The 25,581-nt window shown below is 66.2% G+C and carries 22 protein-coding genes and 1 pseudogene; 14 read left to right on the top strand and 9 right to left on the bottom strand.

The genetic code is table 11. The annotated features are described in order from the left end of the window. Window positions 1-61: 61 nt before the first annotated feature. From sfnG to VJV41_RS18210, 7 genes are all read left to right on the top strand, one after another. On the top strand, window positions 62-1,195 hold the full coding sequence (sfnG, locus tag VJV41_RS18240) for a dimethylsulfone monooxygenase SfnG (protein ID WP_325336182.1): 1,134 nt from the start codon (window positions 62-64) through the stop codon (window positions 1,193-1,195). A gap of 76 nt (window positions 1,196-1,271) precedes the next feature. Next, the gene (locus tag VJV41_RS18235) at window positions 1,272-2,096 is read left to right on the top strand and encodes a DUF5336 domain-containing protein (protein WP_325336178.1); all 825 of its coding nucleotides are present in this window, start codon (window positions 1,272-1,274) and stop codon (window positions 2,094-2,096) included. A 60-nt stretch (window positions 2,097-2,156) separates the two neighbouring features. After that, complete coding sequence (locus VJV41_RS18230; protein ID WP_325336176.1) at window positions 2,157-3,548, top strand: DUF6350 family protein; 1,392 nt, start codon at window positions 2,157-2,159, stop codon at window positions 3,546-3,548. Between the two features lie 20 nt (window positions 3,549-3,568). Beyond that, entirely contained in the window at window positions 3,569-4,198 is a 630-nt protein-coding gene (purN, locus tag VJV41_RS18225; protein WP_325336174.1) for a phosphoribosylglycinamide formyltransferase, read from the top strand. After that, complete coding sequence (gene purH, locus VJV41_RS18220) at window positions 4,195-5,769, top strand: bifunctional phosphoribosylaminoimidazolecarboxamide formyltransferase/IMP cyclohydrolase (protein WP_325336172.1); 1,575 nt, start codon at window positions 4,195-4,197, stop codon at window positions 5,767-5,769. Before purN ends, purH begins: the two co-directional genes overlap by 4 nt. Window positions 5,770-5,875: 106 nt before the next feature. Continuing rightward, window positions 5,876-7,258, top strand: a complete 1,383-nt coding sequence (locus VJV41_RS18215; protein ID WP_325336170.1) for an ATP-binding protein — start codon at window positions 5,876-5,878, stop codon at window positions 7,256-7,258. A 56-nt stretch (window positions 7,259-7,314) separates the two neighbouring features. Continuing rightward, window positions 7,315-9,306 (top strand): VWA domain-containing protein, encoded by a 1,992-nt coding sequence (locus tag VJV41_RS18210; protein ID WP_325336168.1) that lies wholly within the window; start codon window positions 7,315-7,317, stop codon window positions 9,304-9,306. 50 nt (window positions 9,307-9,356) lie between these two features. Here the strand turns inward: VJV41_RS18210 and VJV41_RS18205 are convergent, their stop codons facing one another. The 9 genes from VJV41_RS18205 to VJV41_RS18165 form a co-directional block, all read right to left on the bottom strand. Then, window positions 9,357-9,950 carry a DUF1707 domain-containing protein gene (locus VJV41_RS18205; RefSeq protein ID WP_325336167.1) on the bottom strand — a complete coding sequence of 198 codons (594 nt, stop codon included), beginning with the start codon at window positions 9,948-9,950 and terminating at the stop codon, window positions 9,357-9,359. Window positions 9,951-10,044: 94 nt separating this feature from the next. Beyond that, window positions 10,045-10,806 (bottom strand): SDR family oxidoreductase, encoded by a 762-nt coding sequence (locus VJV41_RS18200; protein ID WP_325336165.1) that lies wholly within the window; start codon window positions 10,804-10,806, stop codon window positions 10,045-10,047. Between the two features lie 42 nt (window positions 10,807-10,848). After that, entirely contained in the window at window positions 10,849-11,592 is a 744-nt protein-coding gene (locus VJV41_RS18195; RefSeq protein ID WP_325336163.1) for a class I SAM-dependent methyltransferase, read from the bottom strand. Continuing rightward, window positions 11,592-12,371, bottom strand: coding sequence for an enoyl-CoA hydratase family protein (locus VJV41_RS18190; RefSeq protein WP_325336161.1), 780 nt, complete (start codon window positions 12,369-12,371; stop codon window positions 11,592-11,594). The genes VJV41_RS18195 and VJV41_RS18190 overlap by 1 nt, the downstream gene beginning before the upstream one ends. Before the next feature lie 13 nt (window positions 12,372-12,384). Beyond that, window positions 12,385-13,557 (bottom strand): acyl-CoA dehydrogenase family protein, encoded by a 1,173-nt coding sequence (locus VJV41_RS18185; RefSeq protein WP_325336159.1) that lies wholly within the window; start codon window positions 13,555-13,557, stop codon window positions 12,385-12,387. Further along, window positions 13,554-15,500 (bottom strand): biotin carboxylase N-terminal domain-containing protein, encoded by a 1,947-nt coding sequence (locus VJV41_RS18180; RefSeq protein WP_325336157.1) that lies wholly within the window; start codon window positions 15,498-15,500, stop codon window positions 13,554-13,556. Before VJV41_RS18180 ends, VJV41_RS18185 begins: the two co-directional genes overlap by 4 nt. A gap of 8 nt (window positions 15,501-15,508) precedes the next feature. After that, complete coding sequence (locus VJV41_RS18175; protein WP_325336154.1) at window positions 15,509-17,104, bottom strand: acyl-CoA carboxylase subunit beta; 1,596 nt, start codon at window positions 17,102-17,104, stop codon at window positions 15,509-15,511. Next, entirely contained in the window at window positions 17,101-18,261 is a 1,161-nt protein-coding gene (locus tag VJV41_RS18170; RefSeq protein ID WP_325336152.1) for an acyl-CoA dehydrogenase family protein, read from the bottom strand. The genes VJV41_RS18175 and VJV41_RS18170 overlap by 4 nt, the downstream gene beginning before the upstream one ends. Further along, window positions 18,258-19,952, bottom strand: a complete 1,695-nt coding sequence (locus VJV41_RS18165) for an acyclic terpene utilization AtuA family protein (RefSeq protein ID WP_325336150.1) — start codon at window positions 19,950-19,952, stop codon at window positions 18,258-18,260. Before VJV41_RS18165 ends, VJV41_RS18170 begins: the two co-directional genes overlap by 4 nt. 266 nt (window positions 19,953-20,218) lie before the next feature. Here VJV41_RS18165 and rpmF point away from each other — a divergent pair, with 266 nt between their 5' ends. From rpmF to VJV41_RS18130, 7 genes and pseudogenes are all read left to right on the top strand, one after another. Then, a complete protein-coding gene (gene rpmF / locus VJV41_RS18160) occupies window positions 20,219-20,392 on the top strand; it encodes a 50S ribosomal protein L32 (RefSeq protein ID WP_325336148.1) in 174 nt (57 codons plus the stop codon). A 64-nt stretch (window positions 20,393-20,456) separates the two neighbouring features. Beyond that, complete coding sequence (locus tag VJV41_RS18155) at window positions 20,457-21,143, top strand: response regulator transcription factor (RefSeq protein WP_325336146.1); 687 nt, start codon at window positions 20,457-20,459, stop codon at window positions 21,141-21,143. Beyond that, on the top strand, window positions 21,143-22,621 hold the full coding sequence (locus VJV41_RS18150; protein WP_325336144.1) for a HAMP domain-containing sensor histidine kinase: 1,479 nt from the start codon (window positions 21,143-21,145) through the stop codon (window positions 22,619-22,621). Before VJV41_RS18155 ends, VJV41_RS18150 begins: the two co-directional genes overlap by 1 nt. Before the next feature lie 157 nt (window positions 22,622-22,778). Then, window positions 22,779-24,113 carry a S1C family serine protease gene (locus tag VJV41_RS18145; protein WP_325336142.1) on the top strand — a complete coding sequence of 445 codons (1,335 nt, stop codon included), beginning with the start codon at window positions 22,779-22,781 and terminating at the stop codon, window positions 24,111-24,113. A gap of 23 nt (window positions 24,114-24,136) precedes the next feature. After that, the gene (locus tag VJV41_RS18140) at window positions 24,137-24,679 is read left to right on the top strand and encodes a MogA/MoaB family molybdenum cofactor biosynthesis protein (protein WP_325336180.1); all 543 of its coding nucleotides are present in this window, start codon (window positions 24,137-24,139) and stop codon (window positions 24,677-24,679) included. A gap of 160 nt (window positions 24,680-24,839) precedes the next feature. Beyond that, a complete protein-coding gene (locus VJV41_RS18135; RefSeq protein ID WP_325336140.1) occupies window positions 24,840-24,998 on the top strand; it encodes a hypothetical protein in 159 nt (52 codons plus the stop codon). 390 nt (window positions 24,999-25,388) lie between these two features. Continuing rightward, window positions 25,389-25,581: pseudogene (locus tag VJV41_RS18130) on the top strand (porin); the annotation flags it as partial.

Below are 25,581 nucleotides of genomic sequence, written 5' to 3'. Positions count from 1 at the left end.
TTTCTTTCAGCGCGAGCGTTACCCACGACGCGGCTCGTGGTCGCTGTTGGGATGGCTCACCATGACGACCGAACGCATCGCAGACCACGTCAAGTTCGCCTACTGGGTGCCCAACGTCAGCGGCGGCCTGGTCACCAGCGACATCGAGCAGCGCACCGACTGGAACTACGAGTACAACGCCAAACTCGCGCAGACCGCCGAGAACAACGGCTTCGAGTACGCGCTGTCCCAGGTCCGCTACGAGGCCAGCTATGGCGCCGAGTACCAGCACGAGTCCACGAGCTTCAGCCTGGCGCTGCTGCTCGCCACGCAACGACTCAAAGTGATCGCCGCCGTTCACCCCGGCCTGTGGCAGCCCGCGGTACTGGCCAAGCTCGGCGCCACCGCCGATCAGCTGTCGAACGGCCGCTTCGCGGTCAACGTCGTGTCGGGCTGGTTCAAGGACGAGTTCACCCACTTGGGCGAGCCATGGCTCGAGCACGACGAGCGCTACCGCCGCAGCGCGGAGTTCCTGCAGGTGCTGCGCGAACTTTGGACGAACGACGGCCCTGTTGAATTCCGCGGTGACTTTTATCGCATCCACGACTTCACGCTCAAGCCCAAACCCGTCAACACCTCCGAACGGCCGAACCCTGAGATCTTTCAGGGTGGCAATTCGACCGCCGCGCGGCGCAACGGCGGTTACTACGCCGACTGGTACTTCTCCAACGGCAAAGATTTCGACGGCATCACCGAGCAGGTCGTCGAAGTTCGCGACCACGCGCGAGAAGCGGGTCGCGAAGTCCGCTTCGGACTCAATGGATTCATCATCGCCCGCGACACAGAGAAGGAAGCAAAAGAGACGCTCCGAGAAATCGTCGAAAAGGCCAACCGGCCAGCGGTAGAGGGGTTCCGGGCCGCGGTGCGACAGGCAGGCAACTCGACGTCGGACAAGCGCGGCATGTGGGCCGATTCGACGTTCGAGGATTTGGTTCAATACAACGACGGCTTTCGCACGCAGCTGATCGGAACACCCGAGCAAATCGCGGAACGCGTTGCGGCGTACCGCAAACGCGGCGTCGACCTGATCTTGGGTGGCTTCCTGCACTTCCAGGAAGAGATCGAATACTTCGGCTCGCGCGTGCTGCCTCTCGTGCGTGAAATTGAGGATTCCGAAGAGAATTCGGTCGATTCGCCCATACTCGCTTCTGCTTGACGCGCGGATGCTCATCACCCTCACATGCGGGTGCGCTAGCGTGGATGGTCGACGCCCGTCCAGCACAGGAGAGGTCATGACCTACTACCCGCCCGGTAGTCCGGATTACCCGCCGCCGCAGCAGCAGCAGCAGCCGACGACTCAGTTCGCAGCGCCCACCCAGCAGTTTGGCAAGGCGCCCGAGGCTGCCCCGGCCGCCGAAGGACCGAGCAAACTGCCCCTGTACCTGACGGCGGCTGTGGCCGCACTGGGCTTGGCGGTATACCTGTCGAGCTACGGCCCCCTGTTCCAAGCGATCGGCGTCAGCGGCGAACTCTTCACACCGACGCTGCTCGACCTCGGCGTGAGCGCGTCGATTCTTGCCGCGTTGATCGCAGGTGTCGGCCTGTTGCCCAAACAGAAGGTCGCCCCCGCCGCGGCGGCGATCCTGTCGGTGCTGGGCTTCTTGCTGACGCTCGAAATCGTGCTGACCGTGCCCGACGGCGTCTCCATCGACTGGGGGCTGTATCTGGTCATCGCGTTCAGTGTGGTCCAGGCGATCGTCGCCGTTGCTGTGCTGCTCTTCGACGCGGGTGTCATCACGCCGCCTGCGCCGCGGCCGCGCTATGAGCAGCAGCAGTACGGCCAGTACGGGCAGCCCTACTACGGACAGCCGCATCAGCCTGGCCCGCCGCATCAGCAGGGCCCGCAGCACCAGCAACGACCTGGGTATCCGTCGCCGTACGGTGGTGGCTATCCGGGTGGACCGTCGACGGGCGGCTTCTCGGGCGGACCGCAGAGCGGGCCTCCCACGCCGCCGACCGGCTTCCCGACCTACGGCCAACCGCCGTCCAGCAACACGCCGACACAACAGGTGCCGGCGCAGCCGCAATCCTCGCAGTCCGGCCAGGCGCCGTCGTAGTCTGAGCCGCGCGTGCGCGAACGTCGCGCGCGTGAGCTTGCGCGAGGAGCGGCCCAACCAGTGGATAACCGACCAGTCGGCACGCGCCAGGCGCGTGAGCTGCTTCGGGTCGCATTCGGGCCATCTGTCGTGGCGTTGGTGGTCATCGCGGCGCTGACGCTGCTGCAGCTGCTCATCGCCAACAGCGACATGACCGGCGCGCTCGGTGCGATCGCCAGCATGTGGCTCGGCGTCCATCAGGTGCCGGTATCGATCGGCGGCCGCGAGCTGGGTGTGATGCCGCTGCTGCCGGTACTGGCGATGGTCTGGGGCACGGCGCGCACCACGGCGGCGGCCACTGCGGCTTCCGGAGCCGTTCGGCCGGGGGCATCGGGTAACGCGTCGTGGTTCGTCATCCGTTGGGTCGTCGCGTCGGCCCTCGGTGGCCCGCTGCTGATCGCCGCGATCTGTCTGGCCGTCATCCATGACGCCGCGTCGGTGCTGACGGAATTGCAGACACCTAACGCGCTGCGGGCGTTCTGCGGGGTCTTGGCCGTGCACGCCATCGGTGCGGTGATCGGCGTCGGGTGGCGCATCGGCCGTCGTATATTGCTCGGCTCACCGTTGCCGAACTGGCTGCCCGACGCGTTCCGGGCCGCCACCGCGGGCGTGCTCGCGCTGGTCGGGCTTTCCGGTGTCGTCACGGTCGGGTCGTTGGTCGTGCATTGGGCGACCATGCACGAGCTGTACTCGATCACGGACTCGGTGTTCGGCCAGTTCAGCCTGACCGTGTTGTCGGTGCTGTACATCCCGAACGTGATCGTCGGCACCGCCGCGGTCGCGGTCGGGTCGAGCGCCCATGTCGGCCTGGCCACGTTCAGTTCATTCACGGTGTTCGGCGGCGACATTCCGGCGCTTCCCGTCCTGGCCGCGGTGCCGAGCCCGCCGTTGGGTCCGGTCTGGGTGGCGCTGCTCATCGTCGCCGCAGCGTCCGGCGTCGCGGTTGGCCAGCAGTGCGCGCGGCGTCCGCTACCGCTGCTCGCTGCGGTGGCCAAGCTTGTGGTCGCCGGATTGGTCGCCGCACTGGCCATGGCGCTGCTCGGATACGCCGGCGGCGGTCGGCTCGGCAACTTCGGCGACGTCGGTGTCGACCAGGTCACCTTCGGTCCCGCCGTATTCCTGTGGTTCGTCGGCATCGGTGCGCTGACCGTCGCCATGTCGGGCGGCATCTCGCGGCGGCCCAAGGTGCGCAAACCGGTGCCCGAACCCGAGCCCGAAATCGAGCCGGAGCCGGTAGCCGACCCTGACCCTGGCGACGAGCTGCTTGACGAAGACGCACCGGCCGAGGAGGCGCCGGTGGAGGATGACTTGGCGGTTGCGCCGCTGGATCCCGATGACCCTGAGGAGCACTTCGTTGCTGACGACGACGCCAAGCCGGGCGCAGCTGGCGCCGAGAGACTCAAGGACGAATAGGCACCCACTATTGTTGTGGCGTGCAGCAACCGCTCCATGTGCCCCCAAGCGTGCCGGCACGAGTAGTGGTGCTGGCTTCCGGCACCGGTTCGCTGCTGCGGTCCCTGCTCGACGCCACGGGTGTCGACTATCCCGCGTCGATCGTCGCGGTAGGCGTGGACCGTGACTGCACCGCCATCGATATCGCCGCGACGGCGTCGGTGCCGACCTACACCGTGCGGCTGCGCGACTACCCCGACCGCGATACGTGGGACGCGGCAATGACGGAAGCCACCGCCGCGCACGACCCCGACCTGATCGTGTCCGCGGGATTCATGAAAATCCTTGGACCGCAGTTCCTTTCACGGTTCATGGGCCGTATCCTCAATACCCACCCCGCGCTGCTGCCGGCATTTCCCGGTGCACACGCGGTTCCCGAGGCGCTGGCCTACGGTGTCAAGGTGACCGGTTGCAGCGTGCACCTCGTCGACGCGGGAACGGACACGGGCCCGATCCTGGCGCAGGAGCCGGTGGCCGTCCTCGATGACGACGACGAATCCACCCTGCACGAGAGAATCAAGGTCGTCGAAAGACGGCTGCTGGTAGAAGTTTTGGCTGCGGTGGCTGTCCGCGGCGTGACCTGGACCGGACGAAAGGCGACAATAGGATGACCCAGGACGGACGCAGACCGATCCGCCGCGCGCTGATCAGTGTCTATGACAAGACGGGTCTTGCCGAACTCGCCCGCGGGTTACACGAGGCCGGGGTGGACATCATCTCGACCGGGTCAACCGCGAAAACCATTGCCGGCAAGGGTATTCCCGTCATCCCGGTGGAGGAGATCACCGGCTTCCCGGAGGTGCTCAACGGGCGGGTCAAGACGCTGCACCCACACGTGCACGCAGGCCTACTTGCTGATCAGCGCAAGATGGAGCACGTCGCCGCGCTGGAGGAACTCGGCATCGCGCCGTTCGAACTGGTGGTGGTCAACCTGTATCCGTTCACCGAGACGGTGAATTCGGGAGCCGATGCCGACGACTGCGTCGAGCAGATCGACATCGGCGGGCCATCGATGGTGAGGGCCGCGGCCAAGAACCATCCCAGCGTCGCGGTGGTCGTCGACCCGCTGGGCTACGACGGGGTGCTCGCCGCGGTGCGGGCGGGCGGCTTCACTCTCGCGGAGCGAAAGATATTGGCATCGTTGGCGTTTCGGCATACGGCTGAATACGACGTGGCGGTGGCGTCGTGGATGGGTTCGGTGCTGGCTCCCCAAGAAGATGGGGCGCCGGCATCCTTACCGTCCTGGCTGGGCGCGACGTGGCGGCGGTCGGCGCAATTGCGTTATGGGGAGAACCCGCATCAGCAGGCCGCGCTGTACCTCAACGAAGGCGCGTGGCCCGGCCTGGCCCAGGCCGACCAGCTGCATGGAAAAGAGATGTCCTACAACAACTACACCGACGCCGATGCCGCATGGCGGGCCGCCTTCGACCACGAAGAGATCTGCGTGGCGATCATCAAGCACGCCAACCCGTGCGGTATCGCTGTCTCGTCGGTGTCGGTCGCCGATGCCCACCGCAAGGCCCACGAATGCGATCCGCTGTCGGCATTCGGCGGCGTGATCGCGGCCAACACCGAAGTCACGGTGGAGATGGCCGAGACGGTCGCCGACATTTTCACCGAAGTGGTCATCGCGCCCGCTTATGAACCCGGCGCCGTGGAAGTGCTTGCGCGCAAGAAGAATATCCGCGTGCTGCTCGCCTCGGAGCCGCAGCCGGGCGGTGCGGAGTTCCGTCAGATCAGCGGCGGGCTGCTGCTGCAGCAGCGCGACGCGCTCGACGCACCCGGTGATGACCCGCTCAACTGGACGCTGGCCACAGGCTCACCGGCCGATCCTCCGACGCTTGCCGACCTCAAGTTCGCGTGGCGAGCCTGCCGCGCGGTGAAGTCCAACGCGATCGTCATTGCCGCCGACGGCGCCACGGTCGGAGTCGGGATGGGTCAGGTCAATCGTGTGGACGCCGCGCGGCTCGCTGTGGAACGAGGCGGTGACCGCGTGCGCGGCGCCGTCGCGGCGTCCGATGCGTTCTTCCCGTTCCCCGACGGGCTGGAGATGCTGACGGAGGCCGGCGTGAAGGCCGTCGTGCACCCCGGCGGCTCGATGCGCGACGACGTCGTCACCGAGGCCGCGGCCAAGGCCGGGATCACGCTCTACCTCACCGGCGCTCGCCACTTCGCGCACTGAATTCTCGGCGCCGAAAGTGGGTTACCCGCACGCTTTCTTTTATGGAAGCGTGACATAAGCCCACACCCGGCGGGCCTCGACTCGACAGCGGTCGTAGCGTGGAGAGGTGACCCAACCCCATGATCTGCCCCGGACCCTCGGCGAGCTGAAAGCCTCTGGTCATCGCGAGCGGGGCGTCAAACAGGAAATCCGGGAAAATCTACTGGTCGCGCTAGCAGAGGGCCGAGACGCGTGGCCGGGCATCCTCGGCTTCGAGGACACCGTGATCCCGCAGCTGGAGCGGGCCCTGATCGCCGGCCACGACTTGGTACTGCTCGGTGAGCGCGGGCAGGGCAAGACGCGGCTGCTGCGCGCGCTGAGCGGCCTGCTCGACGAATGGACTCCGGTGATCGCCGGCGCGGAACTGGGTGAGCACCCGTACAGCCCGATCACTCCCGAGTCCATCCGGCGCGCCGCCGAATCGGGTGACGACCTGCCGGTCGCGTGGCGCCATCGCGGTGAGCGCTACACCGAGAAGCTGGCCACCCCCGACACCAGCGTTGCCGACCTCGTCGGCGACATCGACCCGATCAAGGTCGCAGAGGGCCGCAGCCTCGGTGACCCCGAAACCATCGCCTACGGCCTGATACCCCGAGCGCATCGCGGCATCGTCGCCGTCAACGAGCTGCCCGACCTCGCCGAGCGGATCCAGGTGGCGATGCTGAACGTGATGGAGGAGCGGGACATTCAGGTGCGCGGCTACACGCTGCGCCTGCCGCTCGACGTGCTTGTCGTCGCCAGCGCCAACCCCGAGGACTACACCAACCGTGGGCGCATCATCACCCCGCTCAAGGACCGGTTCGGCGCAGAGATCCGCACCCACTACCCGCTGGAACTCGACGCCGAGATCGGGGTCATCAAACAGGAGTCGCATCTGGCGGCGGACGTGCCCGAGTACCTGTTGGCTGTGCTGGCCCGGTTCGCCCGGCACCTGCGCGAGTCGCGGTCGATCGACCAGCGTTCGGGTGTCTCTGCGCGGTTCGCGATCGCGGCGGCAGAAACGGTGGCGGCGTCAGCGCGACACCGCGCCGCAGTTCTCGGGGAAACCGAGGCGGTCGCCAGGGTCGTCGATCTCGGCAACGTGATCGACGTGCTGCGCGGCAAGCTGGAATTCGAATCCGGTGAAGAAGGCCGTGAGCAGGCAGTACTCGAGCATCTGCTGCGGCGAGCGACCGCGGACACCGCACAGCGCCTGCTGGGCGGCATCGACGTCGGGCCGCTGGTGATCGCGATCGAGAACGGTTCTGCTGTCACGACGGGCGAGCGCGTGTCGGCGCGCGACGTGTTGGCAGCCGTCCCAGAAGTCCCCGCGATCGCCCAGATCCAGCAGCGAGTCGGCGCGCATTCCGACGGCCAGCGCGCGGCTGCAGTCGAATTGGCCTTGGAGGCGCTGTATCTGGCCAAACGCATTGACAAGGTGTCCGGAGAAGGCGAAACCGTCTATGGCTAAACACAGCCGCACGACGATCAAGCAGCGAGGAACGAGCCGCGGTGAGGAGTGCGGGTATGGCTAAACCAGGATCTGAGCGCCACGCGCGATCGTCGCGATATTCGGCGTACACCGGTGGACCCGACCCGCTGGCGCCGCCGGTCGACCTGCGCGAAGCGCTGGAGCAGATCGGGCAGGACGTCATGGAGGGCAGCTCGCCAAGGCGGGCGTTGTCCGAGCTGTTGCGTCGCGGCAACCAGAACATGCGCGGCGCCGACAAGCTGGCAGCGGAAGCGAATCGGCGTCGACGGGAGCTGTTGCAGCGCAACAACCTTGACGGCACCCTGCAGGAAGTCAAGAAGCTGCTCGACGAGGCTGTGCTGGCCGAACGCAAGGAACTGGCCCGTGCGCTTGACGACGATGCCAGATTCAATGAGATGCGCATCGAGTCGCTGCCTGCGTCGCCGGCCAAGGCCGTCCAGGAGCTCTCGGACTACGACTGGCGCAGCGCCGAAGCACGCGAAAAGTACGAGCAGATCAAGGATCTGCTAGGTCGCGAGATGCTCGACCAGCGCTTCGCCGGGATGAAGCAGGCGCTGGAGAATGCCACCGACGACGACCGTCAGCGCGTCAACGAGATGCTCGACGATCTGAATGACTTGCTGGACAAGCACTCAAAAGGTCAGGACTCCCCGGAAGATTTCCAAGACTTCATGGCCAAGCATGGTGAGTTCTTTCCCGAGAACCCGCAGAATGTCGAGGAGCTGCTCGACTCGCTGGCCAAGCGCGCTGCCGCGGCTCAGCGGTTCCGCAATAGCCTGTCTGCCGAGCAGCGGGCCGAACTGGACGAGTTGGCGCAGCAGGCATTTGGCTCACCTTCGTTGATGAACGCGCTCAACCGGCTCGACGGACATCTGCAAGCGGCAAGGCCAGGGGAGGACTGGACGGGTTCGTCGCGGTTCTCCGGCGATGATCCGCTCGGCATGGGCCAGGGCACGCAGGCGCTGGCGGATATCGCCGAACTCGAGGAACTCGCCGAGGCGCTGTCGCAAAGCTATGCCGGCGCCACGATGGACGACGTCGACCTCGACATGCTCGCCCGCCAGTTGGGCGAGGACGCGGCCGTCGACGCCAAGACGCTCGCCGAACTCGAGCGTGCGCTGGTCAATCAGGGCTTCCTGGACCGCGGCTCGGACGGGCAATGGCGACTGTCGCCGAAGGCGATGCGTCAGTTGGGTCAGACGGCGCTACGCGATGTGGCGCAACAACTTTCGGGCCGTCATGGTGAACGCGACACCCGTCGTGCAGGTGCGGCAGGTGAGTTGACCGGCGCGACGCGCGCGTGGCAGTTCGGCGACACCGAGCCGTGGAACGTCACCCGGACATTGACCAATGCGGTGCTGCGTCAGGCCGGCAACGGAGTCGCGGAGATGCCGTTGAGGATCAGCGTCGACGACGTCGAGATTTCCGAGACTGAGACGCGCACGCAGGCGGCGGTGGCTCTGCTTGTGGACACGTCGTTCTCGATGGTGATGGAGAACCGCTGGCTGCCGATGAAGCGCACAGCGCTCGCGCTCAATCATCTCGTCAGCACCCGGTTCCGCTCGGATGCGTTGCAAATCATCGCTTTCGGTCGTTATGCGCGAACCGTGTCGGCGGCCGAACTGACCGCGCTGGAGGGTGTGTACGAGCAGGGCACCAACTTGCACCACGCGCTCGCGCTGGCCGGTCGGCATCTGCGTCGCCACCCCGCCGCGCAGCCGGTGGTGCTCGTCGTCACCGACGGCGAACCGACCGCGCATCTGGAGGACGCCGACGGGGAAGGGTCGGCGGTGTTTTTTGATTACCCGCCGCACCCACGCACGATCGCCCACACGGTCAAGGGTTTCGACGACGTCGCGCGGCTCGGCGCGCAGGTGACTATCTTCCGGCTCGGCAGCGATCCCGGTTTGGCCCGCTTCATCGACCAGGTCGCCAGGCGGGTGGAGGGCAGAGTCGTGGTGCCCGATCTCGACGGGCTGGGCGCCGCGGTGGTCGGCGATTATCTGCGTTCGCGGCGCAGGCGATGAGCGCTTGCGCGAAGAGCAGAAGGCAGCGCTGAGCAGACTGCTCTGTTGCGCTAGCCGTCCTGAACCGGGGCCTTGCGCTTCTTGCGTTTGATGCCGACGCTGCCCCACAGCGAAAAGCCGCGGATTCGCACACACGGTGCGCCGGGCGTGCCCTGGCCGTCGACGGTGTGATCGAAATTACCCATCACGCCGACCCCGCGTGAATCCACATTGACCTCTGGCGGCACCAATATCGTCTGGCCGCCCATGATCGAGTACGAGTGGATCTCGACCTCGGGCGATGTGAAGTCCGCGTAGCGCAAATCCACCACCCCGCCGCCGAACAAGGCGATGGTCGTCATGCGTCTCGGCACGTTCCAACGGCCACGGCGCTCGAAGCCGCTCATGATCGCCAGCAGCAGCGTCGACGGCGCCGGGCGGCACGGGCCCCCGCTACGCGGTCGGGTGACGGCGCCAGGCAGGTCAGCACTGATCCGGTCGAGTTCGTCGTACGTTTGCGCGGCGTAAGCCCTGGTCAGGCGCTCCTCGTATTCGCTGATCTGCAGCTGGCCCTGGGCGGCGGCTTCGGTGAGCAACTGCGCCACCTGAATCCGATCGGTGTCAGCAGCACGCATCGAACCGTTTCGCGACGCTGGAGTGCTCATCAACGTCGAGCCTACGACGAACCCTGGCACATGCAAGGCCGTTGACTAAACTGTGCCCTCGCAAGCGCCGGCGAAGCCGATAGATGAGCAAACTTTACTTGCTTTGGGCGAGGTGCTCGGCGAAGCCGATGGTGCCGACGGGCTTGTCCGGCGCGAGGTTTGCCCCGGTCCGGTACCCCGCAACGATGCGTCCGGGCACCGGCACCTCAACCACAGGACGCCGGCTGCCGCGGGCCGACAGGTACATGCGCGCGAGATCAGCATGTGTGTGCACGGCCGGGCCACCGATATCGGCGGCCCGACCTACGGGGGCACCACCGACCAACTCGACCAGCCGCGCCGCAACATCGCGGGTGGCGATCGGCTGAAACCGCACCCCGCGCAGGGTGCACAGCAGAGGTGAGAATCGCTGGATTGAGAAACTCGTCGTGATCAGATCGTGGAACTGAGTGGCGCGCAAGATCGTATGGCCAACGCCGGAGGCTTCGAGCGCGCGCTCGACGCGAAGCTTCGTTTTGTAGTACGGCAACGGGATTCGATCGATTCCGACGATCGACACGTACACGATGTGTGCGACGTCGGCCCGGCGTGCCGCCGCGATGAGGTTCTGGGTCGAGGCGACGTCCTTGTCCCGGGTCGCCTGCGTCGCGCAATGCACGATCACCTCGATGCCGTCGACCGCTGCGTCCACGCCGTCGCCAGTGAGCAGGTCGCCCTGCGACCAATGCACACCGGTGTAGCCGACGTGACTGCGCCGGCTCAGAGCGCGCACGCGATGACCTGCGGCCGTGGCCTCACCGACCAGCTGTCGGCCCAATGTGCCGGTCGCCCCTGTGACAAGAACGTCGCGAGCCATCAGTCAAGGTTAGGCAGTGCAGCGGACGGAGGGAACGCGGGTTCACAGTTCTGCGATGATGATGCGGTATCCAAGGTCGATCTCGGTCTTGCTGAGCAGTGAGGCATTTCGGCGATGCCATTCGCCGCTGCGCAGATCCGCGTGCAGAACTGACAGCTCGTGGTCGACGGCTGGAGCGGTGGTTTGAGTGAACAGCGACATGCCAGCACGTATCTGAGGGTCAAGGTAGGCCTCGGGGCGTCGCCAGTACGCGCCGGCGAACCCGTCGGTGCAATCGTGCGGGACGAGCACCCGCTGGACCGTGACGGTGCCGGGCAATTCGCTGAACCGGGAGATCGGGACGGCGAGCCGCTCGTCGGTCTCGGCCGCCGCGCGAAGGTAGTCGCGCAGCAACCAGAAGTGTTTCGTCACGGTGTGGTCCCAGGTCATGATCACCACCCGGCGCCGGGCCACGCGGGTCAGCTCGGCCAGGCCGCCGTCTAAGTCAAACCAGTGGTGTGCGGTCAGCACCGCTAGCGCGGCATCGACCGAATCAGTAGCGAGCGGAAGCTTTTCGGCCATCGCGCGCACTGCCGGCGCGGAACCCGCCGGACGCTGAGCGATCATCACACGACTGGGCTCCACGGCGACGACGGTGGTCGGCGGTTCGTAGGAGCCGGTGCCAGCGCCCACATTGACGACCGAAGTCGTCCCGGAAAGCGCACGCTCGATACATGCCGCCACGCGCGGATCGGTTCGGCGGGTGCGCGCGTAGTGGCGACCCGTCTGGTCGTAGCGCGCCGGCATCAGCCGATCCAGCGCGGCGGCCGTTTCTGCAGGAAGGCCAACATGCCTTCGCGCGCCTCCTCGGACGTGAACAACTGGGCCGACTGTTCCGTCAGTTCCTCGGCATGGCGGTCGAACGCTTCCAAAATGCTCGCGGTCGTCAATGCTTTTGATGTCGCCAGGCCCTGCGGAGACGCCTTACCGATCTCGGCGGTGAGCTCAGCCACCGTGGCGTCGACGTCATCAGTGGCGACGGTGGTCAGGCCGATGTCCGCGGCCTCGACGGCACCGAACTTCTCTCCGGTGAGGAAGTAACGGCCCGCGGCGCGGGCGGTCAGCTTCGGCAGCAGCGTCAGTGAGATGATCGACGGCGCAACGCCGATGCGCGCCTCGGTCAAGGCGAACGTGCTCGCCTGCCCGGCAACGACGATGTCGCACGCGCCGACGAGCCCGAGGCCGCCGGCGCGGACGTGGCCGTTGATCGCACCGATCACCGGCATCGGCAATTCGAGAATCCGGCGCAGCAGGTGGGTCAGTTCACGGGCGCGGTCGACGGCGACATCGCCGAGATCAGCGGCCGGACCGCCAGCAGAAGTTTGAGCCAAATCGGCTCCGGCGCAGAATGTTCCACCGGTGTGTGCCAGTACGACAGCTCGGACCCCGGATTCCGCTGTGGCATCGGTGAGACCTTGATGCAGCTGGTGTACCAGGGCGGTCGACAGCGCGTTGCGGTTGGCTGGCGAATCGAGGGTGAGCCGGGCGACCGGGCCCTCGACTGTGTAGTGGACGAGTGTTGGCATTCTGGCGGAGCCCCTAATAGGACCTGGGCAGACCGAGCGACGTCTGCGCTACAAAGTTGAGAATCATTTCACGACTGACCGGGGCGATGCGGGCCAGTTTCGATGCCGTCACCGCCGCGGCGACGCCGTACTCCTTGGTCAGCCCGTTGCCGCCCATCGACTGCACGGCCTGGTCGACGGCCCGTACCGAGGCCTCGGCCGCCGCGTACTTGGCCATGTTGGCGGCCTCGGCGGCGCCCGCGTCATCGCCGATGTCGTAGAGCGCGGCCGCCTTCTGCGTCATCAGCTTGGCCAGCTCGACCTCAATATGGTTCTGGGCCAACGGATGCGACAACCCCTGATGTGCGCCGATCGGCGTGTTCCACACCTGCCTGGTCTTGACGTAGTCGACCGCCTTGCCGATCGCGAACCGCCCCATGCCGACCGCGCTGGCCGCGCCCATGATCCGCTCCGGGTTCAGGCCGGCGAACAGCTGGGCGATCGCCGCGTCCTCCGAGCCCACCAACGCATCGGCCGGCAACCGCACGTCGTCGATGAACACCTGGAACTGGCTTTCGGGGCTGATCAGCTCCATGTCGATCTTGGTCCAGCTCAACCCTGGCGTGTCGGTGGGCACGATGAACAGCGCCGGGCGGAGAGATTCGGATTTGGCCGCTGTGCTGGACTGGGGAATGCGGCCGACGATGAGCACCGCTTGCGCCTGGTCGATTCCGGAGATGAACACCTTCTGGCCCTTGAGGATCCAGTCGCTGCCGTCGCGGCGCGCGGTGGTGGCGATGCGGTGGCTGTTTGACCCAGCTTCGGGTTCGGTGATCGCGAACGCCATGGTGATCGAGCCGTCGGCGATGCCGGGCAGCCAGCGCTTCTTCTGCTCGTCGGTGCCGAACCTGGAAATGATCGTGCCGTTGATGGCGGGGGAGACCACCATCATCAGCAGCGCGGACCCGGCGGCGGCCATCTCCTCCATCACCAGCGACAGCTCGTACATGCCTGCGCCGCCGCCACCGTACTCCTCGGGCAGATTGACCCCGATGAACCCGAGTTTGCCTGCCTCTCGCCACAATTCATCGGTGTGTTGGCCGGCGCGGGCCTTTTCCAGGTAGTAGTCTTGGCCGTAGTTGGCGGCCATGCCCGCCACGGCCTTGCGCAGCGCCTGCTGCTCTTCGGTTTCGACGAAGCTGGTCATCGCTCTCCTTGCGGGTTGTCGACACGGGCGAGTACGGCGCCGACGTCGACCTGCTGGCCTGGTTTGACGTTGAGTTCGGTGAGCACCCCGTCGGCCGGCGCGGTGATGGTGTGCTCCATCTTCATTGCCTCCAGCCAGATCAGCGGCTGGCCGGCTGTGACTGCCTCGCCGATCGCCGCGCCGATGCGCAGCACCGAGCCAGGCATGGGTGCGAGCAGTGAGCCGGCTGCGACGGCGGCGTCGGGATCACCAAAGCGCGGCAGCACAGCGAGTTGCACTGGGCCCAATGGGGAGTCGACGAACACTTGCGAGAAATCGGGGTCTCCGTAGCGCGCCACGTCGAACGGTCGGTCGACTCCGTCGACGGACAGCACGACGCGGTCCGGTGCAGACGACACGAGGCCCACACCGTCATGGTCGGGCAGTTCAACGCCGGTGCGGGTGAACCGGTACCTGACCTCGTGCGTCTCACCAGACGCGTCGCTGTAGAGCTTGGTCTGCAGCCCGGATGCAAGGTTGCGCCAACCATTGGGTGCGGCCGCGAAAACCGTTGCCGCCTGGCGGTTCTGTGCAGCATCGGCGAACGCCGCGGCCAGTGCCGATAGTGCGACGGTGCGGGTATCGCTGAGCGGCGCGGCCAGTTCGGCAAGGCCGTGATAGTCGAAGAATGCGGTATCCGTGGCGCCGGCCAGGAAGCTCGGATGCCGCAGCACGTTGACCAGCAGGTCACGGTTGGTGCGCACCCCATGGATGCCAGCGCGGGCCAGCGCGTCGGCCAGCACACCGGCGGCCTGACGCCGCACAGGCGCGTAGGAGATGACCTTGGCAATCATCGGGTCGTAAAAAATGGACACCACCGATCCGTCGACGATGCCTGTGTCGACACGGACATCACCTGGTACGTCGAAGTGGTGCACGATGCCTGCCTGCGGACGCCAGCCGTTGGCCGGGTCCTCGGCATAGAGCCGGGCCTCGATCGAATACCCGTGCGACGGCGGCGGTTCGGCGTCGAGCCGATCACCGTCGGCGACGTGGATCTGCAGCTCGACGAGGTCGAGGCCGGTGGTGGCTTCGGTGACGGGGTGCTCGACCTGCAGTCGAGTGTTCATCTCGAGGAAGAAGAAGTCTCCGCGCTCGTCGGCCATGAACTCGACGGTGCCCGCACCGGTGTAGCCGATGGCCGTCGCGGCCAGCCGGGCCGCGTCGAACAGCTTGGCACGCATGCCCGGTGTGCGTTCGACAAGTGGAGACGGCGCCTCTTCGATGATCTTCTGGTGACGCCGCTGAATCGAGCACTCGCGTTCTCCGACCGCCCATACGGTGCCGTGCGCATCGGCGAGCACCTGTACTTCGACGTGGTGACCGGCGGCCAGGTAGCGCTCGCAGAAGACGGTCGGATCGCCGAACGCCGACTGCGCTTCGCGACGCGCGGCGGCCACTTGCGAAGCGAGCTCGGACAATTCACGCACCACCCGCATGCCCCGGCCGCCACCGCCGGCCGACGCCTTGATCAGCACCGGCAGCTGATCGGCGGTCACGGTATCCGGGTCGAGTTCGTCGAGCACCGGGACGCCCGCCGCGGCCATCATTTTCTTGGCTTCGATCTTCGAGCCCATCGCCGCCACGGCGATCACCGGCGGCCCGATCCACGTCAGCCCCGCATCGGCGACCGCCCCGGCGAACTCGGCGTTCTCCGAAAGGAATCCATATCCCGGATGAATAGCGTCAGCGCCGGCAGATTTCGCGGCGGCGATCAGCTGCTTGCTGTCCAGGTAGCCGGAGGTGCCCTCCAATCGCACCCGCGCATCGGCCTCGGCGACATGGGGTGATGTGGCGTCGGGATCGGTGTACACGGCGACGGTGCCGATGCCCAGGCGCCGGCACGTGGCGAACACCCGCCGCGCGATCTCACCGCGGTTGGCGACAAGTACTCGGGTAATCATGCTGCTGCTCACATCCGGAAGACGCCGAAGTTCGACGTCCCCTTGATCGGGCCATTGGCGATGGCGGACAAGCACATTCCCAACACCGTCCGGGTGTCACGCGGGTCGATGACGCCATCGTCGTACAGCCGTCCGGACAAGAACATCGGCAGCGACTCCGCATCGATCTGCGCCTCGACAGCCGCCCGCAACGCGGCGTCGGCGTCCTCATCAACCTGCTGGCCACGGGCGGCCGCGGCGGCGCGGCTGACGATCGACAACACACCCGCCAGTTGCGTGCCACCCATCACCGCGGACTTCGCGCTCGGCCATGCGAACAGGAATCGCGGGTCGTAGGCGCGCCCGCACATCCCGTAATGGCCTGCGCCGTACGACGCGCCGATCAGCAGCGAGATGTGCGGCACGGTCGAATTCGACACGGCATTGATCATCATCGAGCCGTGCTTGATCATCCCGCCTTCTTCGTACTGCTTGCCGACCATGTACCCGGTGGTGTTGTGCAGGAACAGAAGTGGCGTGTCGGCACGGTTGGCCAACTGGATGAACTGCGTGGCCTTCTGAGATTCTTCGGAAAACAGCACACCGCGGTGGTTGGCCAAGATGCCGATCGGATAGCCGTAGAGCGTCGCCCAGCCAGTCACCAACGACGAGCCGTACAAAGCCTTGAACTCGTCGAACTCCGAGCCGTCGACGACGCGCGCGATGACCTCGCGCGGATCGAAGGGTACGCGCAAATCCGACGGCACAATGCCGAGCAGTTCCTCGGCGTGGAACAGGGGCTGTGTGACCGGACCAGGGGCTGGGCCCTGCTTGCGCCAGTTCAGCCGGGCGACGATGCGGCGTCCGATGCGAATCGCGTCGGGCTCGTCGACGGCGAAATAGTCCGCCAGACCCGAAGTGCGGGCATGCATTTCGGCGCCGCCGAGCGATTCGTCGTCTGATTCCTCGCCGGTGGCCATCTTGACGAGCGGCGGACCGGCCAGGAACACCTTGGAGCGCTCCTTGATCATCACGACGTGATCGGACATGCCCGGGATGTAGGCCCCGCCGGCCGTCGAGTTACCGAACACCAGCGCGATGGTCGGAATACCCGCGGCTGACAGCCGCGTGAGGTCGCGGAACATCTGCCCGCCCGGGATGAAGATCTCCTTCTGCGTCGGCAAGTCCGCGCCGCCGGACTCCACCAGCGAGATCACCGGCAACCGGTTCTCCAGCGCGATCTGGTTGGCGCGCAGGATCTTCTTCAACGTCCACGGGTTACTGGTGCCGCCCTTGACGGTCGGGTCGTTGGCCACCACCAGGCACCCGACGCCGCTGACCGCTCCGATGCCGACCACGGCGCTCGCACCGACTGCGAAGTCCGTGCCCCACGCGGCCAGCGGGCTCAGCTCCAGAAACGGTGAGTCCGGGTCGAGCAGCAGTTCGATGCGTTCGCGCGAAGTCAGCTTGCCGCGGGCGTGGTGGCGCTCCACGTACTTCGGACCGCCACCCGCGAGCGCCTTGGCGTGCTCGGCGTCGAGCTCGGCGAGCTTGGTTGTCATCACCTCTGCCGCCTCGGTGTAGGCGGGGGCCTTTGGGTCGAGCGTCGAACGCAGAGCCGTCATGACTGGAATCCAAGCGTTTTGGCCGCAAGCGCGGTCAGGATTTCGGTTGTTCCGCCGCCGATGCCCAGGATGCGCATGTCGCGGTACTGACGTTCGACCTCGGACTCGGTCATGTAGCCCATCCCGCCGAACAGCTGCACCGCCTGGTTGGCCACCCATTCACCGGCCTCGACGGCCGTGTTCTTGGCGAAGCACACCTCGGTGATCAAATTGGTTTCGCCGCCTAGTTGACGCTCGACCAGATGATGCGTGTACACCCTCGCGACGTCCACCCGCCGGGCCATTTCGGCCAGCGTGTTCTGCACCTGCTGGCGGGAAATCAATGGCCTGCCGAAGGTTTCGCGGTTGCGGCACCACTCGACCGTGAGATCGAGGCAGCGTTGTGCGCTGGCATACGCCTGCGCGGCAAGACCGACGCGTTCGGACACGAATGCGCCTGCGATCTGTGCGAAACCGGTGTTCTCGCCGCCGATCAGGTTGGCCGCCGGAACCCGCACGTCGGTATAGGACAGCTCGGCAGTGTCCGACGAGCGCCAGCCCATCTTGTCGAGCTTGCGGCTGACCTCGAAGCCCGGCGTGCCCTTGTCGACGACGATCAGCGACACGCCCGCGGCACCCGCACCGCCGGTGCGCGCCGCGGTCACCACGTAGTCGGCCCGCACTCCTGAAGTGATGTACGTCTTGGCGCCGTTGATGAGGTAGAAGTCGCCAGCCGAATCAGTACAGCGGACCGCGCGCGTGGTCAGGTGGCCGACGTCGGAGCCGCCACCGGGTTCGGTAATCGCCAGGCTGCCGATCTTGTTGCCCTGCAACGTCGGCCGCACGTAAGTGTCGATCAGCCGCTGATCACCCGAGGCGACCATGTGCGGCACCGCGATACCGCAGGTGAACAGCGACGCGAACACCCCGCCCGGCGAGCCGGCATAGTGCATCTCCTCGCAGATGATCACCGAGTCCGCGCCGTCGCCGCCGCCCCCGCCGACCGCGTCGGGCAGGCCCGCGCCGAGAAGCCCGGCCTCGCCGGCCTTGCGATGCAGATCGCGCGGCAGCTCGCCGTTGCGTTCCCACTCGTCGACATGTGGAAGAACTTCACGTTCGGCGAACGCGCGCACGGTCTTTCGCAGCTGCTCGCGTTCGGGGGTGTGCCAGATGCTCATAGAAAACTTTCGGGTATGTCGATATGCCGGCTGCGCAGCCACTCCCCCAGGCCCTTGGCCTGCGGGTCGAATCGGGCTTGGTACGCCACGCCCTGGCCGAGGATGCTGTCGATGACGAAGTTGACCGCCCGCAGGTTCGGCAGTACGTGGCGGGTGACAGGCAAATCGGCTGTCTCGGGCAGCAATTCGCGCAGCTTCTGCACCGTCAACGTGTGTGCGAGCCATCGCCACTGCTCTGCGGTGCGCACCCATACGCCGACGTTCGCGCTGCCACCCTTGTCGCCGCTGCGCGCGCCGGCGATGACGCCGAGCGGCACCCGTTGCGTCTCGCCGAACGGCAGCGGCTCGGGGAGCGCGAAGGGCGGAACGGCTGCCAGTTCCAGCGTCTGGGACGCCGGCGCGATATCCACACGTGTGCCGTCGGAATGCACCGAGACGTGCGGCACGTCGGCGGCAGCCACGAACCCGGCCGTGAACACTCCATACGCCTGGCCGTCCCCCGGAGGCGAGGTGCTGGTGAATCCGGGATAGCTGCCCAGTGCGAGTTCAACTGCAGCCGAAGAGAATTGGCGCCCAACGTTCGCGGGATCGGGATCGCGGACCACGCACCGTAACAGCGCGCTGGCGGCTTCCTCCGTGGCGGCATCGGGATGATCGGTGCGGGCCAGTGTCCACTGGATCTCGGCGGGCTTGACGGTCAGGCTCGTCTCGAGTTGCCGCCGCACCAGTTCGGCCTTGGCCTCGATGTCGAGTCCTGTCAACACCAACGCCATCTCGTTGCGGAATCCGCCGATGCTGTTGAGCGACACCTTCAGCGTGGGCGGCGGCGGTTCTCCCTTCACACCGCTGATCCGCACGCGGTCGGGCCCGTCGTCGGACAGCTCGATCGTGTCGACGCGCAGTGTCACATCCGGATTCGCGTACCGAGCGCCGGTGATCTCGTAGAGCAGCTGGGCGGTGACGGTTCCGCGGCTCACCGCACCGCCGGTGCCCGCGTGCTTGGTGATCACCGACGAGCCATCGGGATAGATCTCGGCCAGCGGGAATCCGGGATGAGTCAGGTCATCGATTTCGGTGAAGAACGCGTAGTTGCCGCCGGTCGCCTGCGCCCCGCATTCGATGACATGGCCTGCGGCCACCGCGCCGGCCAGCGCGTCGTAGTCGGTGCGCGCCCAGCAGAAGTGCGTGGCGGCCGGACCGACGATCACCGATGCGTCGGTGACGCGGCCGGTGACGACGACGTCGGCGCCACTGTTCAGGCAATCGACGATGCCCCAGGCGCCGAGATAGGCGTTGGCCGCCAGCGGCGTGCCGAAACCGAGCTCGGTGGCCCGCGCCACAATGTCGTCACCCTCGACGTGGGCGACGTTCACCGAGAGCCCGAGACGCTGGGCGAGCGCGCGGACTGCAGCCGCCAGGCCCGCGGGGTTGAGCCCGCCCGCGTTGGCCACGATCCGCACGCCCTTATCCAGGGCCAGGGCCAGGCATTCCTCGAGCTGGGCAAGAAACGTCTTGGCATACCCACGGTCCGCGGACTTGGCCCGGTCGCGGGCCAGGATGAGCATGGTCAGCTCGGCCAGGTAGTCGCCGGTCAGATAGTCCAGGTCGCCGCAGGTGAGCATCTCTCTCATCGCCGCCAGGCGATCACCGTAGAAGCCCGAGCAGTTGCCGATGCGGACCGGATCAGTCACGCAAGGCCTCCCATCGCCGATCGCCCCAACCAACCGGTAGGTTAGTCGCAACCGTCGGTATTCCGTCAAGGCGGTCCTCGTCGAGATTTCGGCGCGCGCACCGGCGCGAAGCGCATGTAAGCGCACCGAAACCACTGTTTTGGAGCCTATGCAGCTCACCGGCTATCCTGAAGTGCAATTGCCGCCAACCCGACCCTTGGGTTCTGTGCGGCGAAAGCTGGATTGCCGGCTCGGCCGGTGTCCCCCTCAAGAGGAGATGCTCGATCATGGCTGTGCCCAAGCGCAGGATGTCGCGCGCGAACACCCGTAGCCGGCGCGCGCAGTGGAAGGCCAAGCGACCCGAACTGGTCGGCGTCACCGTCGCCGGTCAGCAGCACAAGGTGCCGCGGCGCCTGCTCAAGGCCGCTCGCCTCGGCCTGATCGATCTCGACCGCCGCTAACTCGGCGCGGCGCGCATGGCGCGCCTCTCAGGCGCGTCTCAGGTGGTAGATAGACACTGTGCCTGTGCGCATTCTTGTCGTTGACGACGATCGCGCGGTGCGCGAATCCCTGCGTCGGTCGCTTTCCTTCAACGGGTATTCGGTCGAGTTGGCGCAGGACGGCCGCGAAGCCCTCGACCGGATTGCCAGCGATCGGCCCGACGCCCTTGTGCTCGACGTGATGATGCCGAGACTCGACGGGCTGGAGGTCTGCCGTCAACTGCGCAGTACTGGCGACGATCTGCCCATCTTGGTATTGACCGCCCGCGACTCGGTATCCGAACGAGTTGCAGGCTTGGATGCGGGCGCCGACGACTACCTGCCCAAGCCGTTCGCGTTGGAGGAACTACTCGCGCGGATGCGGGCCTTGCTGCGCCGCACCACACCAGACGACGCGGCTGATTCGCCCGCGATGACCTTCTCGGATCTTTCCCTCGACCCGGTGACGCGTGAAGTCACCCGCGGCGACCGTGAGATCAGCCTGACCCGCACCGAGTTCGCGCTGCTCGAAATGCTGATCGCCAACCCGCGGCGCGTGCTCACCCGCAGCCGCATCCTCGAAGAGGTCTGGGGCTTCGACTTCCCGACATCCGGTAACGCGCTCGAGGTGTATGTCGGATACCTGCGCCGTAAGACAGAAGCAGAAGGAGAGCCGCGACTGATCCACACCGTGCGCGGGGTGGGTTACGTTTTGCGCGAAACACCCCCCTGATGGTCGCCCAGAAGTTGAGATTCCGGCCGCGGGCATATGGCCGGCCTCCCCTCTCAGCAACCAGCTCACTATCGCTGCGCTGGCGCGTGATGCTTCTGGGCATGTCGATGGTGGCCATGGTGGTGGTGCTGATGTCCGTTGCGGTCTACGCGGTGGTCTCCCGCGCGCTCTATGACGACATCGACAACCAGCTGCACAGCCGGGCCCGGCTGTTGATCGAGAGCGGTTCGCTGGCCGCCGATCCTGGCAAGGCCATCGAGGGCACCGCGTATTCGGATGTCAATGCGATGCTGGTCAACCCCGGCCGTTCCATCTACACCGCCAACCAGCAAGGCCAGACACTGCCGCTGGGCGAGCCGGAAAAGGATGTTGTGTCGGGCGAGCTGTTGATGTCGCTGCGCACCGCCAACCACCAGCGGGTGCTGGCCGTGCACCTCACCAACGGCAGCTCCCTGCTGATCTCCAAGAGCTTGGCTCCGACCGGTCAAGTGCTCAAGCGGTTGGGCACGGTGCTGCTCATCGTCGGCGGGCTCGGTGTAGCAGTCGCTGCGGTCGCCGGCGGGGCGGTGGCGCGTGCGGGATTGCGGCCCGTTGGACGGCTCACCGAAGCGGCCGAACGCGTCGCCCGCACCGACGACCTGAGACCCATCCCGGTCTTCGGCAGCGACGAACTCGCCCGTCTCACAGAGGCTTTCAACATGATGCTGCGGGCTCTCGCCGAATCGCGCGAACGCCAGGCGCGGCTGGTCACCGATGCGGGCCACGAGCTGCGCACTCCGTTGACGTCGTTGCGCACGAACGTGGAATTGCTCATGGCGTCGATGGAGCCCGGTGCGCCGAGGTTGCCCGAAGATGAGATGGCCGGACTGCGCGCCGACGTGATAGCGCAGATCGAGGAATTGTCCACTCTGGTCGGCGATCTGGTGGATCTCACCCGTGAGGAGGCCGGCGGCGTCATTCACGAGCCGGTCGACATGGCCGAGGTGGTGGACCGCTCTTTGGAGCGAGTTCGACGGCGCCGTAGCGACATTGACTTCGACGTCTCGGTGACCGGCTGGCAGGTGTACGGCGACAGCGGGGGATTGGCGCGCGCCGTGCTCAACCTGTTCGACAATGCCGCCAAATGGAGTCCGCCGGGCGGCCGCGTCGGCGTTCGGTTGACCCAGATCGATCCGATGCACGCCGAACTCGTCGTGTCCGACAACGGTCCTGGCATTCCGCCGCAGGAGCGACGGCTGGTGTTCGAGCGGTTCTTCCGTTCCACGTCGGCGCGCGCCATGCCCGGCTCCGGACTGGGCCTCGCGATCGTCAAACAGGTTGTGCTCAAACACGGTGGCACGCTGCGGGTCGAGGACGCCGTCCCGGGTGGCCAACCGCCTGGCACGTCGATTCACGTCGTGTTGCCCGGCAGGCCGATACCGCCGACACAGCTCACCGAAAATACGGACGAACCGGTCGTCAGCGCGGACAATGGGTGATCAGGCCGGGGGGTAGGTCGCTGTTTTTGCGGGGAAGAAGTCTGTGGATGTCCCGAACGTTCTCTAAGTGGATTCTCAGCCCAAATGGGCACCCTGAGCTTGCATCCGCCGTTGTTTCTGATGTCGGACCCTACTGAAGGAAGAGCACCGCAGCGATATGACGAACCACCCGAGGTACTCGCCGCCACCGCAGCCAGGCCATCGGCCCGGTGGTCATGAGCACGCGGCGCCTGGATACCCCGGAGCGCCTCGGCCGGGTCCGTACCAGCAGCAGCCGTACGACTGGCGCTATGCGACGCAGCAGCAGGCAGCGCCTTTTCGCGCGCCATTTGACCCGTACCGCGGTGCCCCACAGCCATCCCTCATGCCGTCGCCTCAGCATCCGCAAAAGCGTTCTCGCGCAGGGGCTTTGACAGCCGGCGCAGTCGCAGTCGCGATCGTCTCTGCCGGTATCGGCGGGGGAGTCGCGCTGCTGGTCGAGCCGGACCGGCACGCGACTAGTTCGAGCGTTGCCGGTGTCGCGCCCAGTGTGCCCGCGGCCAGCCTGCCGGCCGGCTCCGTCGAACAGGTCGCGGCGAAGGTGGTGCCCAGCGTCGTCAAGCTCGAAACCGATCTGGGTAAGCAGTCGGAGGAGGGCTCCGGCATCATCCTGTCCTCCGACGGCCTGATCATGACGAACAACCACGTGGTGTCTGCGGCCAAGGACGGCCCCGGCGGCCCCGGTGGCGCGCAGACGAAGGTGACCTTCGCCGACGGCCGCACCACGCAATTCACCGTCGTTGGCACCGACCCCAGCAGTGACATCGCCGTGGTCCGCGCCCAAGGCGTGTCCGGGCTGACCCCGATCACGCTCGGGTCCTCGGCTAACCTGCGCGTCGGCCAGGACGTCGTGGCGATCGGCTCGCCGCTCGGCCTGGAAGGCACCGTGACCACCGGCATCATCAGCGCGATGAATCGGCCGGTGGCCGCGGGCGGCGATGCGCGGAACCAGAACACCGTGCTCGACGCCATCCAAACCGACGCAGCGATCAACCCCGGAAACTCAGGTGGTGCGCTGGTCAACATGAACGGTGAGCTGGTCGGCATCAACTCGGCGATTGCGACATTGGGGGGCGACGCCGGGCCTCAGGCGCAGAGCGGTTCTATCGGTTTGGGCTTCGCCATTCCCGTCGACCAGGCCAAGCGGATCTCCGACGAGCTGATCCAGAACGGCACCGCATCCCACGCTTCGCTGGGCGTGCAGGTCGGCAACGACTCGACCACCGACGGCGCGAAGATCGTCGAAGTCACCAGCGGTGGTGCGGCCGCAGCAGCAGGGCTACCGAGCGGCGTCGTGGTGACCAAGGTCGATGACCGCGTGATCAACAGCGCCGACGCGCTCGTCGCGGCCGTTCGATCCAAGGCCCCCGGCGACAAAGTGACACTGACTTACCTGGATTCATCAGGTAAGCCGCAGACCGTGCAGGTCACCCTCGGCAAGGCGCAGCAGTGAAAACCGCTGAAGGACCGGCCATGCTGAGAGTGGCCGCGCCGCTGTCCTCCCCCAGATATACGGTTGCACTCATGGAACAGCCAGGGGAGTTGGTGGGCCGGGCACTGGTCGTTGTAGTCGACGACCGGACTGCTCACGGCGAGGAGGACCACAGCGGTCCGTTGGTCACCGAATTGCTCGGTGAGGCGGGTTTCGTCGTGGACGGCGTGGTCGTGGTCTCCGCTGATGAGGTCGAGATCCGCAACGCTTTGAACACCGCGGTGATCGGAGGAGTGGACCTTGTGGTGTCCGTGGGCGGCACAGGTGTGACGCCGCGCGATGTCACGCCCGAGGCGACCCGCGACATCCTCGATCGCGAGCTGCTGGGGATATCTGAGGCGCTGCGCGCGTCGGGCTTGTCGGCCGGCATCGTCGATGCCGGGGTGTCCCGCGGCCTGGCCGGAATCTCCGGGAGCACGCTCGTAGTTAACCTTGCCGGCTCCCGTGCCGCGGTGCGCGATGGCATGGCGACACTGAGCCCGCTGGCCGTCCAGATCATCGGCCAGCTATCCAGCTTGGAGATCTGACCGATTGCCCTTTCTGGGCTTGGGCCGACACGACGCAGAGCGGGCACCTCGCGCTGCGCCGGTTCACAAACCGCAAAATGGCCACGCCGCCGCGTCTGTTACGCGCGCGTGAACGGCAATCTTTTCCAAAATGTGATCTTCATCACACAGGATGGCAACTGTGACAGAACCTTCAAAGCACGTGCGCGATGCAGTTAACAAGATCTTCGGGGATCCCTTGCCGGAGTTGCCTTCTGACGAGCGCGACAATTTTTCGCCGGAAGACGAGGCTGAGCACGATCGATGGTTGCGGGACAATATTCCTCCTCACCATGATTGACCAGTGATTTCGCGTCGAGCGCGGAAAACGACGGGTGGCCTGTCGACGCCAGGATCTGCCAATGATGTGCGAGGCGAAGACGGCCAAGTTATCTCGTCGAGTCGTCAAGCCTGGCTAAGTGAGAGTCGTCTGCACCCGCCACGGCAATTTCAGCAAACTCGCTGCTTTCGGCGGTGGGCTTAGTGATGTTGATGCTCACGCGTTGCCGGTCGGATGCCTCCCCGTTATGTTCCTCGTGTCAACGATGAGCGAAACGTAAGAGCAACATGTGAGGTCTCTCATTTGCGTCACATGAGGCTCCTGCGTCGTGTGTGGTGATGCAGTAGGGCCACGCACGAACAACAACGCGGTGAGCCCTGCCGGTTCACCGCCGACATAGCTAGGGAGAACATGAAGGCAATCAGTCGGGTGCTGATCGCGATGGTCGCGGCCATCGCGGCTCTGTTCGTGAGCACTGGCACCTCTCACGCAGGTCTGGACAACGAGCTGAGTCTGGTTGATGGTCAGGACCGGACTCTGACGATCCAGCAGTGGGACACCTTCCTCAATGGTGTGTTTCCCCTGGACCGCAACCGGTTGACCC

Source organism: Mycobacterium sp., assembly GCF_035274705.1.
GTDB lineage: Bacteria > Actinomycetota > Actinomycetes > Mycobacteriales > Mycobacteriaceae > Mycobacterium.
Note: the sequence above shows the minus strand (reverse complement) of the source record. Positions and strands in the feature narration are given on the sequence as shown.

Excerpts from the sequence above, each read along its gene's own strand:
- sfnG (WP_325336182.1), top strand. The coding sequence starts at position 62 with ATGACGACCGAACGCATCGCAGACCACGTCAAGTTCGCCTACTGGGTG.
- VJV41_RS18235 (WP_325336178.1), top strand. The coding sequence starts at position 1,272 with ATGACCTACTACCCGCCCGGTAGTCCGGATTACCCGCCGCCGCAGCAG.
- purH (WP_325336172.1), top strand. The coding sequence starts at position 4,195 with ATGACCCAGGACGGACGCAGACCGATCCGCCGCGCGCTGATCAGTGTC.
- VJV41_RS18210 (WP_325336168.1), top strand. The coding sequence starts at position 7,315 with ATGGCTAAACCAGGATCTGAGCGCCACGCGCGATCGTCGCGATATTCG.
- VJV41_RS18205 (WP_325336167.1), bottom strand. The coding sequence starts at position 9,950 with ATGAGCACTCCAGCGTCGCGAAACGGTTCGATGCGTGCTGCTGACACC.
- VJV41_RS18200 (WP_325336165.1), bottom strand. The coding sequence starts at position 10,806 with ATGGCTCGCGACGTTCTTGTCACAGGGGCGACCGGCACATTGGGCCGA.
- VJV41_RS18195 (WP_325336163.1), bottom strand. The coding sequence starts at position 11,592 with ATGCCGGCGCGCTACGACCAGACGGGTCGCCACTACGCGCGCACCCGC.
- VJV41_RS18190 (WP_325336161.1), bottom strand. The coding sequence starts at position 12,371 with ATGCCAACACTCGTCCACTACACAGTCGAGGGCCCGGTCGCCCGGCTC.
- VJV41_RS18185 (WP_325336159.1), bottom strand. The coding sequence starts at position 13,557 with ATGACCAGCTTCGTCGAAACCGAAGAGCAGCAGGCGCTGCGCAAGGCC.
- VJV41_RS18180 (WP_325336157.1), bottom strand. The coding sequence starts at position 15,500 with ATGATTACCCGAGTACTTGTCGCCAACCGCGGTGAGATCGCGCGGCGG.
- VJV41_RS18175 (WP_325336154.1), bottom strand. The coding sequence starts at position 17,104 with ATGACGGCTCTGCGTTCGACGCTCGACCCAAAGGCCCCCGCCTACACC.
- VJV41_RS18170 (WP_325336152.1), bottom strand. The coding sequence starts at position 18,261 with ATGAGCATCTGGCACACCCCCGAACGCGAGCAGCTGCGAAAGACCGTG.
- rpmF (WP_325336148.1), top strand. The coding sequence starts at position 20,219 with ATGGCTGTGCCCAAGCGCAGGATGTCGCGCGCGAACACCCGTAGCCGG.
- VJV41_RS18150 (WP_325336144.1), top strand. The coding sequence starts at position 21,143 with ATGGTCGCCCAGAAGTTGAGATTCCGGCCGCGGGCATATGGCCGGCCT.
- VJV41_RS18145 (WP_325336142.1), top strand. The coding sequence starts at position 22,779 with ATGACGAACCACCCGAGGTACTCGCCGCCACCGCAGCCAGGCCATCGG.